15 protein-coding genes and 1 riboswitch are annotated in these 16957 nt (G+C 60.6%); of the genes, 6 read left to right on the top strand and 9 right to left on the bottom strand.

Translation table 11 applies throughout. The features are described from left to right. Positions 1–20: 20 nt before the first annotated feature. The 3 genes from ACOYXE_RS10570 (at position 21) to ACOYXE_RS10560 (ending at position 3300) form a co-directional block, all read left to right on the top strand. Positions 21–422, top strand: coding sequence for a transcriptional regulator (locus ACOYXE_RS10570; protein WP_460929092.1), 402 nt, complete (start codon positions 21–23; stop codon positions 420–422). 109 nt (positions 423–531) lie between these two features. Then, complete coding sequence (locus ACOYXE_RS10565; protein WP_460929090.1) at positions 532–2748, top strand: TonB-dependent receptor; 2217 nt, start codon at positions 532–534, stop codon at positions 2746–2748. Between the two features lie 132 nt (positions 2749–2880). Next, a complete protein-coding gene (locus ACOYXE_RS10560; protein WP_460929088.1) occupies positions 2881–3300 on the top strand; it encodes a fe2+ zn2+ uptake regulation protein in 420 nt (139 codons plus the stop codon). Here the strand turns inward: ACOYXE_RS10560 and ACOYXE_RS10555 are convergent. After that, positions 3238–3843: a LuxR C-terminal-related transcriptional regulator gene (locus ACOYXE_RS10555; RefSeq protein WP_160057412.1), complete on the bottom strand. Its 606-nt coding sequence runs from the start codon at positions 3841–3843 to the stop codon at positions 3238–3240. The genes ACOYXE_RS10560 and ACOYXE_RS10555 overlap by 63 nt on opposite strands. Positions 3844–3957: 114 nt before the next feature. Here ACOYXE_RS10555 and ACOYXE_RS10550 point away from each other — a divergent pair, with 114 nt between their 5' ends. Further along, on the top strand, positions 3958–5574 hold the full coding sequence (locus ACOYXE_RS10550; RefSeq protein ID WP_160057413.1) for an ATP-binding response regulator: 1617 nt from the start codon (positions 3958–3960) through the stop codon (positions 5572–5574). A gap of 103 nt (positions 5575–5677) precedes the next feature. Here the strand turns inward: ACOYXE_RS10550 and yecR are convergent, their stop codons facing one another. The 4 genes from yecR to ACOYXE_RS10530 form a co-directional block, all read right to left on the bottom strand. Beyond that, positions 5678–5986 (bottom strand): YecR family lipoprotein, encoded by a 309-nt coding sequence (yecR, locus tag ACOYXE_RS10545; protein WP_160057414.1) that lies wholly within the window; start codon positions 5984–5986, stop codon positions 5678–5680. Positions 5987–6018: 32 nt separating this feature from the next. Further along, a complete protein-coding gene (locus ACOYXE_RS10540) occupies positions 6019–6333 on the bottom strand; it encodes a hypothetical protein (protein ID WP_160057415.1) in 315 nt (104 codons plus the stop codon). Positions 6334–6841: 508 nt separating this feature from the next. Further along, the gene (locus tag ACOYXE_RS10535; RefSeq protein WP_160057416.1) at positions 6842–8014 is read right to left on the bottom strand and encodes a cystathionine gamma-synthase; all 1173 of its coding nucleotides are present in this window, start codon (positions 8012–8014) and stop codon (positions 6842–6844) included. Next, positions 8011–9387, bottom strand: coding sequence for a pyridoxal-phosphate dependent enzyme (locus tag ACOYXE_RS10530; RefSeq protein ID WP_460929084.1), 1377 nt, complete (start codon positions 9385–9387; stop codon positions 8011–8013). The genes ACOYXE_RS10535 and ACOYXE_RS10530 overlap by 4 nt, the downstream gene beginning before the upstream one ends. A gap of 423 nt (positions 9388–9810) precedes the next feature. Here ACOYXE_RS10530 and metE point away from each other — a divergent pair, with 423 nt between their 5' ends. Continuing rightward, positions 9811–12099 carry a 5-methyltetrahydropteroyltriglutamate--homocysteine S-methyltransferase gene (gene metE, locus ACOYXE_RS10525; RefSeq protein ID WP_460929082.1) on the top strand — a complete coding sequence of 763 codons (2289 nt, stop codon included), beginning with the start codon at positions 9811–9813 and terminating at the stop codon, positions 12097–12099. 217 nt (positions 12100–12316) lie between these two features. Then, the gene (locus tag ACOYXE_RS10520) at positions 12317–12823 is read left to right on the top strand and encodes a GNAT family N-acetyltransferase (protein ID WP_160057419.1); all 507 of its coding nucleotides are present in this window, start codon (positions 12317–12319) and stop codon (positions 12821–12823) included. On the opposite strand, the gene ACOYXE_RS10515 is transcribed toward ACOYXE_RS10520, so the two are convergent. From ACOYXE_RS10515 to ACOYXE_RS10500, 4 genes are all read right to left on the bottom strand, one after another. Next, positions 12807–13571 carry an ABC transporter ATP-binding protein gene (locus ACOYXE_RS10515; protein ID WP_460929079.1) on the bottom strand — a complete coding sequence of 255 codons (765 nt, stop codon included), beginning with the start codon at positions 13569–13571 and terminating at the stop codon, positions 12807–12809. The genes ACOYXE_RS10520 and ACOYXE_RS10515 overlap by 17 nt on opposite strands. Next, positions 13568–14572, bottom strand: coding sequence for a FecCD family ABC transporter permease (locus tag ACOYXE_RS10510; RefSeq protein WP_174244502.1), 1005 nt, complete (start codon positions 14570–14572; stop codon positions 13568–13570). The genes ACOYXE_RS10515 and ACOYXE_RS10510 overlap by 4 nt, the downstream gene beginning before the upstream one ends. A gap of 8 nt (positions 14573–14580) precedes the next feature. Beyond that, entirely contained in the window at positions 14581–15594 is a 1014-nt protein-coding gene (locus ACOYXE_RS10505; RefSeq protein WP_460929078.1) for an ABC transporter substrate-binding protein, read from the bottom strand. A 144-nt stretch (positions 15595–15738) separates the two neighbouring features. Continuing rightward, a riboswitch (cobalamin riboswitch) is annotated at positions 15739–15932 on the bottom strand. 42 nt (positions 15933–15974) lie between these two features. Next, positions 15975–16910, bottom strand: coding sequence for a Ppx/GppA phosphatase family protein (locus ACOYXE_RS10500; RefSeq protein WP_460929076.1), 936 nt, complete (start codon positions 16908–16910; stop codon positions 15975–15977). Positions 16911–16957: the final 47 nt, after the last annotated feature.

Here is a 16957-nt window from a genome sequence, read left to right as displayed (position 1 = left end):
CGGCGAATCAGGAGATCATCATGGACCACGGTTATCAGATTGCGCTGCGGCCGCTGTGCGAAGTGTTGCAGTCGGAGCAGGTCGACCCGGTCAACGTGACGCTGCTGCGCGAGTCGATTGTCCGCGCCGGGCATTGGCTGGAACCGATCATCGTCGAGCGTTCGCGCGGCATCGTCATGGACGGCAATCACCGTTTCACCGCAGCGTTGCAGTTGGGCTTGAGACGGGTGCCGTGCATCCAGCTCGATTACTCCGATCCGCGCGTCTGTGTGCGGCACTGGCAAACCGGGCAGGCGTTCGAGGTGGCGCGGATTTTCACCACCATCGCTCGCGGCGAGATTTTTCCGTACAAGACCACCCGGCACGCGTTTGACCCCGCGCTGCCGCTGGTCGCGATTCCGCTGGAGCGCCTCTACGCCTGACCCTGATCGGGCGACGGAAAAAAACTTTACTGGGGGTGATACTTTTTCGCAGATCGACTGGCAATAGGAGTGATTACCATTTTCCCTCGATGAAAAGGATCCTCACGTCATGCCTGTTGTCAGTCGTCCTTGCGGTGAGCGGGTGTTAGCACTCGCCGTGCGTACCGCCATGCTGAATTTCGTTTTGGTCGCAGGAAGCGCCAACGCTTGGGCCGCCAGCCCCGAGCAACCAGGCGTTGCCGCCGACCCGACTGCGAACGCCGCGCCGGACGCGCTGACCCTCGACACCACCAACGTCAACGCCCGTTACAACGGCGCGACTGCCTTGCCGGAAACCCTCGCCGGTGGTCAGGTGGCGCGCGGCGCACGACTGGGCATGATGGGCAACAAAGACGTGATGGACACGCCGTTCAGCGTCACCAGCTACACCGCCAAAACCCTCGCTGATCTGCAAACCGTGACCGTCGCCGACGCCTTGGAGCGCGATCCTTCGGTGCGCTCGACCGGGCAGACCGGTGGTATCGTCGACTCGTTTTTCATCCGTGGCTTCCCGATTGGCGAAGGCAACCTTGGTGAGCTGGCGTTCGACGGCGTCTACGGTGTCGCGCCGAATTATCGGGTGTTCACCGACTACGCCGAGCGCGTCGAAGTGCTCAAAGGGCCGGGCGCGCTGATGTACGGCATTTCGCCGAACAGCGGCGTCGGCGGCGTGATCAACATCGTGCCCAAGCGCCCGCTGGATGAAGACCTGACCCGTTTCACCGGCACCTATGCCTCGGATTCTCAGGTCGGCGGGCACCTGGACCTGAGCCGGCGCTTCGGTTCGGAGAACCAGTTCGGCGTGCGTTTCAACGGCAACCTGCAGGGTGGCGATACCGCCGTCGATGATCAGCATCGCGACCTCGGTGTCGGCGCGATCGCTCTGGATTATCGCGGCGAGCGTCTGCGCCTGAACCTCGATTACATCAGCCAGAAAGAAAGCTGGGAGGGCGCTTCGCGGCCCTTCACCATTGCGCCGGGCGTTGATGTGCCGTCTGCGCCGAACGGCCGCACCAATCACTCGCAGGACTGGGGCTGGTCGGATACCAAAGAGCAGTCGGCGTTGCTCGGTGGCGAATATGACCTGACCGACAACGTCACCGTGTTCGCTCATGCCGGCGGTGGTAGATCCGACGTCAAACGCCTGTCCGACCAGGTGCCGAGAATCCTCAATGACGCCGGTGATACCAGCAACATTCCCGGCTACTACAAATTCAACGTTGATCGCTCGACGGCTGACGTCGGTATGCGTGGTGTGTTTGCCACTGGGCCGATCACTCACACCACCACGGTCATGGCGACCCGGTATCAGGATGAGCTGTCACGCGGTATCAACAACGGCACGGCCATCCTGTCGAATATCTACCATCCGATCGACAGGCCGCAGCAGTACATCAATTCGCCGAAAGTGTTGCGCGTTTCCGAATCGGAACTGTCCGGCGTGGCGTTGACCGACACGATGTCGATGCTCGATGACCGCTTCCAGTTGACCCTCGGCGTGCGTCGCCAGGACATCGAATCGCGTAACTACAACGCGGCCGGTGCGGTCAGTTCGAAATACAAGGACAACGCCACGAGCCCGCTGGTCGGCGTGGTGATCAAGCCTTGGGAGGACGTTTCGCTCTACTACAATTATGTCGAAGGTCTGAGCAAGGGCGACATCGCCCCGGGCACGGCGTCCAATGCCGGCGAAACCTTTGCCCCGTACGAATCCAAGCAGCATGAGATCGGCGTCAAGTATGAACACGGCACGTTCATGACGACGTTGGCGTTGTTCCAGATCGAGAAGCCGAGCGGTGAAGTCGGTGCCGACAACGTGTTCTCTGTGCAGGCCGAACAACGCAACCGTGGTGTCGAGTTGAGCATGTTCGGCGAAGTGGCACCGGGCACTCGCCTGATGGGCGGGGTGACCGTGCTCGACGGCGAGCTGACCGATTCGGCGACCCAAGCCAATCGCGGCAACAAACCGGTTGGCGTGCCGGACGTGCAAGCCAACGTATGGGCCGAATGGGACACGCCATGGCTTGAAGGCTTCACCCTTACCGGCGGTGCGATTTACACCGACAGCCAGTACGTCAACCAGGCCAACACTCAGGAACTGGATGCCTGGACCCGCATCGACGCCGGCGCGCGTTATGCGACCAGAATCGAAGGCCGGCCCACCACGTTCCGCGCCACCGTGCAGAACGTCTTCGATCGTGAGTACTGGTCGGGCGTGGCGTCCTACGGCGCGTTCTCTCCGGGTTATCCACGGACCTTGCAGCTGTCGGCCACGGTCGATTTCTGACGGGGCGGGAAGGGCGGCGCTGTCGTCACCTTCTATATAGAAAGTCACGATCACGTTGCCTGTCCGACACGTGGTCGGCAGGCGGGAAGCAGCTGCAACCCGCCTGAACATTTCAGAAAAGGAGTATTCGCCATGTTTAACCACCCAGGCGTTGGTGCTGTAAACGCACCTTCAGCGTTTCGGACAGCGAACAACCCATTGGCCCTTGAGTTTGATCGCAGCGCCAATGCGTATATTCGCGAACTGCTGCGCCATTTTGGGCTGCGCACCAGCCTGATCCGCTTCAAAGTCATCAATGCACTGGTGGTGGCCGACCGTGACGGACATGGGATCGGGGTGAATGGAGTGCATGCGTTTGTCGAGTCTTCATCGCCCGAGCTGTCGTTCGTCAGTGTGCGTGAAGTGCTCAAGCGTCTGGGTGAAGAGGGGCTGATCGTGCTCGGGAGTGACAAGACCTACCGATTTTCCACTGAGGCCATGGAATTGCTGCTACAGAGTCCCCGTGTATTTCACGGCGGCGGCCGCTCGCGAGGGCACATTGAGCGTGCGTAATAAAGAAGACACATGAATGCGCACCGTGAACGGGGAGATATCCAGGTCGCGGGCGATTTCCTTGTTGGTCTTGCCTTGGGCGATCAAGCGCAGCACGTCCTGCTGACGGGGTGTGAGGGCGGTGTCGGTTTCCAGCGGTAGCAGGCCTGACGGCGCGAACTTCACCAGTACTTCACCTTCGCGAATCGCCAGAATCGCCTGACCGATTTCATCGGGGGCAATATTTTTGCCGATAAAACCGTCAATGCCAGCGGCCATGACTTCGCTGATCAACGCCTCATCATCGACCATCGACACCACAATCAGCGTGGTGCGCGGCAAGCGCTGGCGCAGCCCGGCGAGCTGGCTGACGCAGGTCAGTCCGGGAAAACGCAGATCGAGTATCAGGGTGTCGGGCTCTTCACCCGAGAGCAGCAGCGTCAGCACCGTGTCGAGATCGCCGGCTTCGTCGATGACGGCTGCGGGGAGTAAACGCTGCACCGTGCGCAACATTGCCTCGCGAAACAGCGGGTGATCGTCGGCTATGATAATTCGGCATGTCATGGCATGACCCTCCCTGGGTCAGGCGTTGCTCAAGATCTGCACATTAGCACCGAGCGCAAGGGTTGCCTGTAGGCTGCTTCTGAATCTGACGAATACCGCACAAGGACGTTTCCCATGAAGTTCGAGAAAAACACCGAACTGGACCAGGCCAATCTTCGCATTATCATCGCCGCGATTGCCGTGGTTTACATGCTCGTCCTCGGTTTTTTGCCGGGACAGCGCTTCGATACGTATTTGCCCGTGATCACTTACATTGGCCTGTTTTTGCTGGCCTCGATCGGTTTGCGTCAGGCGATTGCACGCTGGCCGGGGCATTACCCGGCGCGGCGGATTTTTTCCATGGTCCACGATTACACCGGCACCTGTTTCGGTCTGGTGGTCGGTGGTGAGGCGGCGTTGCCGCTGTATGCGGTGATCATCTGGGTCAACCTCGGCAATGGCATGCGCTACGGCTCGCGCTATCTGGCGATTGCCACGGCGCTGGCGTTAGTGGCGTTGCTGTGTGTCTATCGCCTGACGCCAGTGTGGCAAGCGCAACCGTTCATGGTGTTGATGCTGATGCTCACCAGCACGGTGATTCCGTTCTATGCGCATCTGCTGTTGGAGCGCACACGTAAAGCCTCCGAAGAAGCCGTCGCAGCGAATCTGGAAAAGTCGCGGTTTCTCGCTCAGGCCAGTCATGATCTGCGCCAGCCGATTCACTCCATCGGCCTGTTTACCGCGTGCCTGCGGGAGTCGCGGTTAGGGAATGAGGAGCGGCGTCTGGTCGATAACATCGACCGATCACTGCTCAATGTTTCGCAACTGTTCCGCTCGATTCTCGATCTGTACACCCTCGATAACGGCCGGATTCTGCCCAAACTGCAAACCTTCAATTTGGGTGAATGGCTCGCGGATCTGATTCGCCAGAACGCTGAAGCAGCACGTTGGGCCGGGGTCGAGCTGCGGTTGCGCCCCTGTGAATATTGGGTGCGCACGGATCCGGCGTTGCTCGCGACCCTGGTGCAGAACGTGCTTTCCAACTGCTTCAAATATGGCGCGCATCGGCCGGTGCTGATCGGCGTGCGCCGGCGCGGAGCGGGGCTGGCCATCGTGATTTATGACCGCGGCAACGGTATCGCCGAAGACCATCTGGCCAAGGTGTTCGAGGAGTTTTATCGAGTGCGCCAAGTACGCGACAAAGACGTCGAAGGCGTCGGGCTCGGGTTGTCGATCGTCAAGCGTCTGGGCGAGTTGATCGGTGTCGGCGTTGACCTGCGTTCGCGGCTTGGGCGGGGAACGGCAGTGACCTTGTACGGCCTGTCAATCGCTGCGCCCGCACCGTTAACGGTCAATCGCGACGAGGCGCGTCAGGTCGGTTTGCTGACCGGGCTGAAGGTGTGTCTGGTGGAGGATGATCGCAACGTATTGCTCGCGACTTCAGCGTTATTGGAGCGTTGGGGCTGTGTGGTTCAAGCGGAACTGAGCGGGCAGGATTTGATGACCGACTGCGACATCATCGTCGCCGACTATGACCTCGGCACCCACGCCACTGGCATCGAGTGTATTGACGATGTCCGCAAGCGCAGAGGCTGGGCGGTTCCGGCGATGATCATCACCGGGCACGACGTCGAAAAAATCCAGGCGGCCCTGCACGATCGCCAGATTGCCATTCTGTCCAAACCGGTGCGCCCGGTCGAACTGCGCGCGACCCTGCGAGCGCTGCGCGACTGCGAAACCCAAACCCTGTAGATACTCTGTTCATGCTGCGATCTCTTGATCTTCATTTTCAGGATCAAAATCAAAAGATCGCAGCCTCGTTGCACTCGACAGCTCCTACAGGGTTAGTGCGTGTTCAGCGCTTGCACAGATAATCCTGGGTGATGGTGGTTTGCAGGCAGTTGTACTGGCCCATGGTGCGGCAGATGTTTTTCTCGGAACCGGTGACCTCGGCGTTTTTGTAGCCCCAGGTCTTGCAGCGTTGCGTGGCAACGGTCAAACCTTGTTCGGCGCTGGTCTGGCCGCTTTCGAACTGGCCCAGTTCATAGGAAACCTGGACGACGCCATCGTTTTTGCTGCCGCCGGTAGCTTCCCACTGTTTGGGTGTGGCGCAGCCGGTCAGGAACAGGGCGCTGAGGGTGAGTGTTGCGATCAGAGTTTTCATGGGCAAACGGTGTCCTTTACCGGGCGGGGAAATTATTGCAGCGGGATTGGCGAAGCGCCTTTTGGCAGGCAGGAAAGCGGCGGCGACATCATGCCCATGCTCGCCACGGCGATAATTACGCCGCTGGGCAATTCACAGTTGTATTCCCCGGCCGGGGTGTACGCGGTGTAGTAGGTGAGGGTGCTGTCGTTGCGGATATTGTCGATTTTCGACACCGGTTTACCGATCACCGTTTGCGCGCGTTCTTTCATGCTCGCTTCAGTGGGTTTGACGGTCTGGCAGCCGGCAACGCCGAACAGCACAGCGCCGACCAGGGTGATCTTGCAAAGGTTTGCATGCAGTTTCATGGTGTGTCTTCCTTGGTGTTGTTCTGATTTCCAGGCACAACGATCCCGTACGCTGCGAACAGGCAACGTTGAGGAACATCGGGGGTGCGGTGGAATATAGCGCCAGCGGACAGGGCGGTCGATTAGCACAAATGTGCTAGTGCAGTGGGGGATCGACGGCCGTTAGGCGCTTCTCTTCCTGCCCGATTGGGGCAAAGCTCGAATCAGTCTAAAAACACTGACCCGCGTCGGCGAGCCTTTGCTAGGCTCAAAGATGTAGGCGAAGACGCAGACTGATGCGCAATCGGATAGCAAGGGGGCGTGGGGCGCGCTCCGAAAGGTACACGGTTAGAAAGATCTCCGCGCTGAGATCCAGCCCTTATGCCGTGTGAAGCAGCCGAGGCCGTACCTTTTCAATTTGGCCCGGTACTGTGGGAAGCCCGATAAACCTTGTAAGCCAGAGACCAGCACTGGCCGCCTGCTCGAACATCAAAGCCCGCTTCGTGCGGGCTTTGTCGTTCCTGCAAGGTCAGATCGATTGCAGCGCCTGCGCCAGATCGGCGCGCAGGTCTTCGACGTCTTCAACGCCAACCGACAGCCGCACCAGACCATCGCCGATCCCCAGTTTGGCGCGGGTATCAGCCGGAATAGTCGCGTGGGTCATGATCGCCGGGTGCTCGATCAGGCTTTCCACGCCACCGAGACTTTCCGCCAGGGCGAAGATCTTCACGTTCTCAAGGAAGCGCCGCGCGCCCGCCAGATCACTGTTCAGATCCACGGAAATCATCCCGCCAAAACCGCGCATCTGGCGCTTGGCCAATTCATGCTGCGGATGCGAGGCCAGCCCCGGATAGTAGACGCGTTTGACCTGCGGTTGCTGTTCCAGCCACTGCGCCAGATCCAGCGCGTTGCTGCAATGACGCTCCATGCGCAGCGCCAGGGTTTTCACCCCGCGCAGAGTCAGAAACGCATCGAACGGCCCGGCAATCGCACCGACTGCGTTCTGCAAGAAGCCCAGTTTCTCGGCCAGTGCTTCGTTCTGCCCGACCACGGCGATGCCGCCGATGACGTCGGAGTGACCGTTCAGGTACTTGGTGGTCGAGTGCAGCACGATGTCGAAACCCAGCTCCAGCGGCCGCTGGATATACGGGCTGGCAAAGGTGTTGTCGGCCACGCTGATGATCCCGCGAGCGCGGCAGATGCGCGCGATCGCGGCCAGATCCGACAGGCTCAGCAGTGGGTTGGTCGGTGACTCGACAATCACCAGACGTGTGTCGTCCTGCAGCGCCGCTTCGAACGCCGCCAGGTCAGTCAAATCGACGTAGCTGAAACGGTGTCCGGCACTGCGCTGACGAACCTTGTCGAACAGGCGGAACGTGCCGCCGTACAAGTCATTGCCGGAGATCACGTGCGAACCGGCATCGATCAGTTCGAGCACCGTGGAAATCGTCGCCAGCCCGGAGGCGAACGCAAACGCCTGGGTGCCGCCTTCAAGGTCCGCCACGCAACGCTCCAGGGCAAAACGCGTCGGGTTGTGCGAGCGGCCGTAATCGAAACCCTTGTGCACGCCGGGGCTGTCTTGCAGGTACGTGGAGTTGGCGTAGATCGGCGGCATCAGCGCGCCGGTGGTCGGGTCCGGCGTCTGCCCGGCGTGGATCACCCGGGTCGCGAAGCCTTGGGATTTGTCGTCGTGCTGACTCATGCGAGGGATCTCCGTAATTGGTTGAGCATGTCGGTGCGGGTGATCAGGCCATGGAAGCCCGATGCATCGGCAATGATGGCGACGAGGCCACGGCTGAGCACCGCTTCCAGCTCGGCAAGGCTGGCGCCGGGTGCGAGGGTTTGCAGCTTGTCGGTCATCACGCTGGACACCGATTGGCTGAAGCGGGCGGCGTCTTCGTGCACCGGCAGGAGGATGTCCGATTCATCGATCACACCGACCAGTTGCTTGCCTTCCACCAGCACCGGCAACTGCGAAACATCCGCCAGACGCATGCGCTGGAACGCGGTGAGCAGGGTGTCGTCAGGGCCGACACTGATCACGCGGCCATCCTCAAAGCGGCGGGCGATAAGGTCGCGCAGGTCGCCATAGCCTTTGCGCTGCAACAGGCCTTGATCGGTCATCCACTGGTCGTTGTAAACCTTCGACAGATAGCGCGTGCCGGTGTCGCAAACGAAGCTGACCACACGTTTTGGCTCGGTCTGTTCGCGGCAATAACGCAGCGCCGCTGCGAGCAGGGTGCCAGTCGAGGAGCCGCCGAGAATGCCTTCGGCCTTGAGCAACTGGCGGGCGTGATCGAAGCTTTCTTCATCGCTGATGGAGTAGGCGTGGCGCACGCTGGAGAGGTCGGTGATCGATGGAATGAAGTCTTCGCCAATGCCTTCCACCGCCCATGAACCGGGCGTCGGCAGCGAGCCGTCGCGGCTGTATTGCGCCATCACCGAACCGACCGGATCGGCCAGGACCATTTCCAGAACCGGCTGCACACGCTTGAAGAAACGGCTCAGGCCCGTCAGCGTGCCGGCCGAACCAACACCGACGACGATGGCGTCCAGATCATGTTCGGTCTGCGCCCAGATTTCCGGCGCGGTGCTGCATTCGTGGGCCAGCGGGTTGGCCGGGTTGTTGAACTGATCGGCGAAAAACGCGCCGGGGATGTCTTTCGCCAAACGGGCGGCGACGTCCTGGTAATACTCGGGATGGCCCTTGCCGACGTCGGAGCGGGTGATGTGTACCTCGGCGCCCATGGCCTTCAAGTGCAGGACTTTCTCGGTGGACATTTTGTCCGGCACCACCAGTACCACGCGATAGCCTTTGGCGCGGCCAACCAGTGCCAGGCCCAGGCCGGTGTTGCCGGCGGTGGCTTCGACGATGGTGCCGCCGGGTTGCAGGCGACCATCACGTTCGGCGGCGTCGATCATCGCCAGACCGATGCGGTCCTTGATCGAACCACCGGGGTTCTGCGATTCAAGTTTGAGAAACAGCGTGCAAGGCCCGGTGTCGAAGCGGGTGACTTGCACCAGTGGAGTATTGCCGATCAGCCCAAGTACGGCAGGGCGTGATTCCTTAGACATTTCTTCACCTCTTTGTGGTGTTGATCGCGTTCCAATCGCGGGGAAAAGACTCGCGTGCAACATAGGCTCAGACATCAGCTGTCGCAACCTTTAGTCGGTCGCAAATACAGCCATTTCGATCTAACGATAGATCGAAATCAAAGACCTGCCGGGGTGCTTTCGGGGGCGTTTATACGGAGGCGTCATCGAGTTTTCAAAGGGCGTCTTCATGGCGACGAACAGCTTGAATTACCAAGAAATTTACTGCCGCAAAAACCGTCCAGCCGTCGCCCGCGCGCTCAACTCTGCAATGTCTTCAACTGACAGGCTGGGATGATTTGATCATGAGGGAAACTCGTGTTGATCAAGATTAAATTGAGTTTGTCTCACTAGCGACCGATGCCGACAATGGCCGCCATCAACAGAACATTGGAGTTGTTTGTTATGGCACTGGCCCATTCCCTTGGATTTCCGCGCATCGGTCGCGACCGCGAACTGAAAAAAGCGCAAGAGGCGTTCTGGAAAGGAGAACTGAACGAGGCAGGCCTGCGTGACGTCGGTCGCGAGTTGCGCAAGGCCCATTGGGACTTGCAGAAAAACGCCGGCATCGAGTTGCTGCCGGTTGGCGATTTCGCCTGGTATGACCAGGTGCTGACGCACTCGCTGATGTTCGGCGTCATCCCCGAGCGCTTCCGTCCGCATGACGGCAAAGCCAATCTGCAGACCTTGTTCGCCATGGCCCGTGGTGTCAGCGACAGCTGCTGTGGCGGTGCACACGCCCAGGAAATGACCAAGTGGTTCGACACCAACTATCACTATCTGGTCCCGGAATTCAGTGCGGATCAACAGTTCCAGTTGGGCTGGGAGCAGTTGTTCGAAGAAGTCGAAGAAGCCCGTGCACTGGGCCATAACGTCAAACCGGTGATCATCGGCCCGCTGACGTATCTGTGGCTGGGCAAGGCCAAAGGCGCCGAATTCGACAAGCTCGAACTGCTTGATCGTCTGCTGCCACTGTACGGGCAGATCTTCGCGCGTCTTGCCGCCCAAGGCGTCGAGTGGGTGCAGATCGACGAGCCGATTCTGGTGCCCGACCTGCCGCAGGAATGGAAGAACGCTTTCGAGCGGGCCTACAACCAGATTCAGCGGGATCCGCTGAAGAAGCTGCTGGCGACTTACTTCGGGGGCCTGGAAGAAAACCTCGGCCTGGCCGCCAACCTGCCGGTCGACGGTTTGCACATCGATCTGGTGCGCGCACCAGAGCAATACCCGACCATTCTTGATCGTCTGCCGGCCTATAAAGTGTTGTCCTTGGGCGTGGTCAATGGCCGTAACGTCTGGCGCTGCGATCTGGAAAATGCCTTGGCGACTTTGCAGCATGCGCACGAGCGTCTGGGCGATCGTCTGTGGGTCGCGCCGTCCTGTTCGTTGCTGCACAGCCCGGTGGATCTGGGCCGTGAAGACAAGCTCGATGCCGAGTTGAAAAGCTGGCTGGCCTTTGCCGTACAGAAGTGCGAAGAAGTGGCGGTGCTGGCCCAAGCCGTCAACCAACCGGAAGCGCCGAATGTGCTGCGTGCCCTGACCGAAAGCCGTTCGGTGCAGGCCGCCCGCGCGGCGTCGCCACGTATTCACAAGCCTGCCGTTCAGGCTCGGGTTACCGCTATCACGGCCAAGGACAGTCAGCGTCAGTCGCTGTTCGCCCAGCGCATTGCCAAACAGCGCGCTGGCCTGGACCTGCCGCTGTTCCCGACCACGACGATCGGTTCGTTCCCGCAAACCGCGTCGATCCGCCTCGCTCGTCAGTCGTTCAAACAGGGCAAGCTGACCAAAGCCGAATACACCGAAGCCATGCACAGCGAGATCCGTCACGCAGTGGAAATCCAGGAGCGTCTGGGCCTCGATGTGCTGGTGCACGGTGAAGCCGAGCGCAATGACATGGTCGAATACTTCGCCGAGCAGCTCGACGGTTATGTGTTTACCCGTTTTGGCTGGGTACAAAGTTACGGTTCGCGTTGCGTTAAACCGGCGGTGATCTTCGGTGACCTCAGCCGCCCGAAAGCCATGACTGTCGAGTGGATCCGCTACGCCCAAGGCCTGACCGACAAAGTCATGAAAGGCATGCTGACCGGCCCGGTGACCATGCTGATGTGGTCGTTCCCGCGTGAAGACGTGAGCCGCGAAGTGCAGGCCCGACAACTGGCCTTGGCGATCCGCGATGAAGTGGTCGATCTGGAAGCCGCTGGCATCAAGATCGTGCAGATCGACGAAGCGGCCTTCCGTGAGGGGCTGCCGTTGCGTCAGGCGCAGTGGCAGCAGTATCTGGATTGGGCGACTGAAGTGTTCCGCCTGTGCGCCTCGGGTGTGCGAGACGAAACGCAGATCCACACGCACATGTGCTACAGCGAGTTCAACGATGTGATCGAATCTATCGCGGCGATGGATGCCGACGTGATCACCATCGAGACTTCGCGCTCGGACATGGAATTGCTGGAGGCGTTCGAAGCCTTCGCTTACCCGAACGACATCGGCCCGGGCGTCTACGACATCCACTCGCCACGCATCCCGGATGCTTCGGAAATGGCTAATCTGCTGCGCAAGGCTGCCAAGCGGATTCCGGCTGAGCGCCTATGGGTCAACCCGGATTGCGGTTTGAAAACCCGTGGCTGGCCGGAGACGGAAGCGGCGCTGGTGCACATGGTTACTGCCGCCCGGCAATTGCGTAAAGAGTTGACCTGACACCTTAACCACCTGAATAAACACAACCCCTTGTAGGAGTGAGCCTGCTCGCGATAGCGGTGTGTCAGTCAACTCATCGGTGACTGACACACCGCTATCGCGAGCAGGCTCACTCCTACAGGGGTTGTGTATGTATTTTCAGAAACGGGAATTCTCATGGCATCGCCGAAAAGCTGTTGCTACTGTAGTCAGCCGCAGTTCAGGTATTTGCCGCTAAATGAGTGATCAACCCGTTATCCAGACTGTGTCCGACGCAGACATTCCTGAAGTTCTGGATTTTGTTCTAAAGGCCCGTGCCGAGCTTTTTCCCAAGCTCAGCGCGACCGGTATGCCTGACGATCTGGCGCGTTTTGCCGAGGTTTATCTGCGTGGGGCAGGGCGCTTTCTGATTGCTCGCCATGAAGGGCACATCGTCGCGTCCATCGGCTATCTCCCTTACGACCGGCGCTTCCCGCACTTGCCCTATCCGGACCTTGAAGTGGTGGAAATCGTCCGTCTGTTTGTCCTGCCATCGCAGCGCCGCTCAGGGCTGGCCGGTGCGATATATCGATCACTCAAAGACCTGGCACTCGCCGACGGAGTCGAGGTGATCTACCTGCACACCCATCCGTTTCTGCCGGGGGCCATCGAGTTCTGGCAGCGGCAGGGCTTCGAGATAATCGATGTCGACGCTGACCCGGTCTGGCAAACAACCCACATGCACAACGTCATGAGTGAAATCTGAGAATCTGCGCCCCATCAAACGGGTCCGTCAGATAATGCGCCCTGACCCCGAAAGTCTCGTGTAACCGCTGTGGTGTCAGCACCTCCAACGGTTCGCCCAGCGCCACCAGTCGCCCGCGCTCCAGCACCGCCAGACGATCACATTTCAACGCCTGATTAAGGTCATGCAATGCGATCAGCGTGGTCACCGGCAACGCTTGCACCACATTGAGGATGGTCAGTTGATGCTGAATGTCGAGGTGGTTGGCTGGCTCATCCAACAATAGAATTTGCGGTCGCTGCGCCAATGCCCGAGCAATGTGCACCCGCTGCCGCTCGCCGCCGGACAGACTGCGCCAGAGACGCGTGCGCAGGTGCATGGCGTCAACGTCGTGCAGCGCCTGCTGAACAATCGCGTCGTCCGCCGCCGACCATGGTTGCAGCGCCGACAGCCAAGGCGTGCGCCCCAACGCCACCGCATCGAACACGCGAATGCCGTCGTCGGTGTCGGCCTGTTGTTCGACCACCGCAAGCTTTTGCGCAATGCTGCGCCGGGCCATTTTGCCCAAGCGCTGACCTTCGAGCAGGACCTCGCCAGCGCTCGGTTCGCGCAGCCCGGCCAGCAGTTTAAGCAGGGTGGATTTGCCGGATCCATTCGGCCCGACGATGCCCAGGGTTTCGCCACGCTGAACCTCAAGGCTGACACCGTTGAGCAACTCGGCGCCGCGCACTTTGAAGCTCAGACCAGAACAACTCAAAACACTGCTCATCGCGCCGATCTCCGACCCACCAGAATCAGGGCAAACACCGGCGCGCCGACCAGCGCGGTAATCACCCCGACCGGAATCACCTGGCCCTTGATCAAGGTGCGCGACAACACATCGGCAGCAATCAGAAACACCGCGCCGCCCAACGCACTGGCCGGCAGCAAACGTGCATGCCCGGTGCCGAGCAACAGCCGTGCGGCGTGGGGAATCACCAACCCGACAAAACCGATCGAACCGACAATCGACACCATCACCGCCGTCACCAGCGCCGCGCAGCCAATCAACAAAATCTGCACACGTCGCACCGGAATGCCGAGGGATGCCGCCGAATCCGCACCAAAGGTAAACGCATCCAGCGCGCGACGATGCCACAGGCACACGACCAAACCGAACACGGCCACCGGCACCGCCAGCCATACCGACGGCCAGCGCACGCCGCCAAGATTGCCCAGCAGCCAGAACATGATCCCGCGTGCCTGCTCGGAACTGGCCGAGCGGGTGATCAGAAACGCCGTGAGCGCGTTGAACAGCTGCGAGCCGGCGATCCCGGCAAGAATGATCTGCCCGGTGCCGCTGGCCGAACCGCTGACCCGCGCCAGCAGAATCACCAACACGAACGCCGTGACCGCGCCGGCGAAGGCACCGACTGACAGCGAGATCATCCCTGCGCCAACACCGAGCAGCGCCACCATCACCGCTCCGGTCGAGGCGCCGGCAGAAATCCCCAGCAGATACGGATCGGCCAACGGGTTGCGCAACAGCGACTGCAAAATCACCCCGCACGTCGCCAGACCGGCACCGCACGCGGCCGCGACCAGTGCGCGGGTCAGGCGGTAGTTCCAGACGATGCCTTCATCGATAGGATCCAGCGCGTACCCGGCGCCGCACAATTTGTTCGCCAGTACTTGCATCACCACGCTAGGTTCAATCGACGTCTCACCAATGGCCACGCCAGCAACCACTGCAATCAACAGCGTCGCCAGGGCCAGTAACGTGCGGATCAGGCTGGCACTCATTGCGACAGGTCATAGCCGTTGATGGCCGTGGCCAGTTGCTCGATGCCGTCGAACATGCGCAGGCTCGCCTGCATGGCCATGGCGTCGAGAATGATGATGCGGTTGTGTTTCACCGCGTCCATGTTGCGTGTCACCGGGTCGCTGCGCAGGAAGGCGAGTTTCTTTTCATAGTCGTCAGCGGGGAAGCGCCGACGGTCCATGCGCGCGATGACGAGGAAGGTCGGATTGGCTTTGGCGATGGTTTCCCAGCCGACCGTTGGCCACTCTTCATCGGACGCCACCACGTTACGCACGCCGAGGGTGCTGAGCATGAAATCGGGAACGCCTTTGTGCCCGGCCACGAACGGCTCGATGTCCATTTGTGCACTGGAAAACCAGACCAGCGCGCTGGCGTCCTTCAGCTGTTTGCCTTGGGCGGTGGCAATCGATTTGGCGAGGCTGGCCTTGAGCTCGTCGTTAAGTTGCTGGCCATGCTCCTGAACATCGAAGATCTGCGCCAGTTGGCTCACGCTTTTGTAAATCGTCTCGATGCGAAACGGCGCCAGTCGCGTGCCATCGGCGCCGACGAGGTTGTCCTTGGCCTCACAATCGGAGGGCAGCAGGTAGGTCGGAATCTTAAGTTCATGAAACTGCTCGCGGGTGCCCACCGCACCTTGTGGGCCGACCATCCACTCCAGTTCAACGGCAACCAGTTCCGGGCGCTTGCCGATCACCGATTCGAAACTCGGCTCGTTGTCGGCCAGGCGCTGGATCTTGTCGTCCTGCGCTTTGTACTTGGCCAGCACATTGTTGAACCACAGTGAGGTGCCGACGACTTTATCGCTCAGGCCCATGGCGTAGAGCATTTCCGTGCCGGCCTGGCCGATGGTCACGGTGCGCATCGGTGCGTGCTGGAAGGTCAGGGTGCTGCCGCAGTTGTCGATCGTCAGTGGATAGGCCGTCGGGGCCGCCTGCGCCATGGCGTAAAGGCTCAGGCCGGTAATGAGGGTGGCGATGCGGGGCAGCAGCATGGGGCAGTCTCCGAGGGAACCGTACGGGGAGCGGGAGAGTACGGATCGGAAACACATCTTCGAACGCAGTCAGGGCAACCGCGCAAGGCCGGGCAGCAAACAAAGACGCGCACGGCACGATGTCCTTCCCGGACACCCCGCCGGTTAGTAGTCACTGTGCCGGCAGGTCTCCTGACTGATGCGTCATCGCCTGGCTCCGGCCTTCCCGGGGTTCACCCAGTGGCAGTCGTGGAGCAGGCTCGGCACCTACAGTTGCGGGGGCAGTTCCGATCAATGCTGTGCAAGCACCTCGGATTCCCTGTTAGTCCCGTTCGGGAACCAGCGGCGGCATGTTAGTCGATCGAGCCGCTGAAGGGGAGACGAATCTGTCGTGGCGCGGATTAGTGCTGGCTCATCAAACCGTGCAATACGCCCAAACGCAGACCCGGTTCGGAGGGCACCATCTGCGCGATGCCGAACACTTTGAACGCCGCCAGCATCAGCACCAGACCACCGGGCAGAATGCTCTGGCGGTGCGCTTGCAGACCGGTCAGTTTCAGTTGCTGGACGTTGTTCACTTTCAACAGCAGCAGCGACAGGCGTAGTAGCCCGCCGTAGGTGATGCCGTCCTGGCCGAAGTCATTCAGGTGGTTGGCCTTGAGCACTTTGGCGAGCATGCGCGCAGTGCCGGAAGAGCCGATGGTTTGCTGCCAACCCTGAGCACGGTAACGCCGGGCAACTTTTTCAAACTGCAGGATGGCGAAGCGTTCGGCTTCCTGCAGCGCGCCGGCGGACACATCGCCGCCGCGAAAAAAGCGCGTGCTCAAGGTGCCGCTGCCGATGGCGATGCTTTCGGTGAGCAACGGTTGCGCACCCTGACCGAGGATCAGCTCTGTGGAGCCACCGCCGATGTCGACCACCAGGCGCAGGTCTTCAGCGCTTGGCAAGGCATGGGTCACGCCGGCGTAGACCAGCCGCGCCTCTTCATGGCCGCAGATGACGTCGATGGGAAACCCCAGATGCCGCTCGGCACTGGCCAGAAACAGTTGCGAGTTGTCCGCCTCACGCACCGCGCTGGTCGCCACCGCACGGACTCGGCCGGCCTCGAAGCCGCGCAGCTTCTTGCCGAACCGCGCCAACGCCTGCCAGCCGCGATCCAGTGCCAACGCGTCCAGCGCGCCACCGTCAAATCCTTCGGCGAGGCGCACCGGCTCACGCAGGGTTTTCACCTCCTGAATCTGCAAGCCCTTTCGACTGCGCACCGACTGGCCGATCATCAGGCGAAAGGCATTCGAACCCAGGTCGATGGCGGCAAACAGCGAGGCGTCGTCTTTCATGGGAATCCTTGCAGAGCTTCCGTCGGGAGGCGCGAGACGGTTTGCGA

The organism is Pseudomonas sp. MC6, assembly GCF_054790575.1.
The sequence above is the reverse complement of the archived record's forward strand: the minus strand, read 5'-3'. Positions and strand labels throughout refer to the sequence as shown.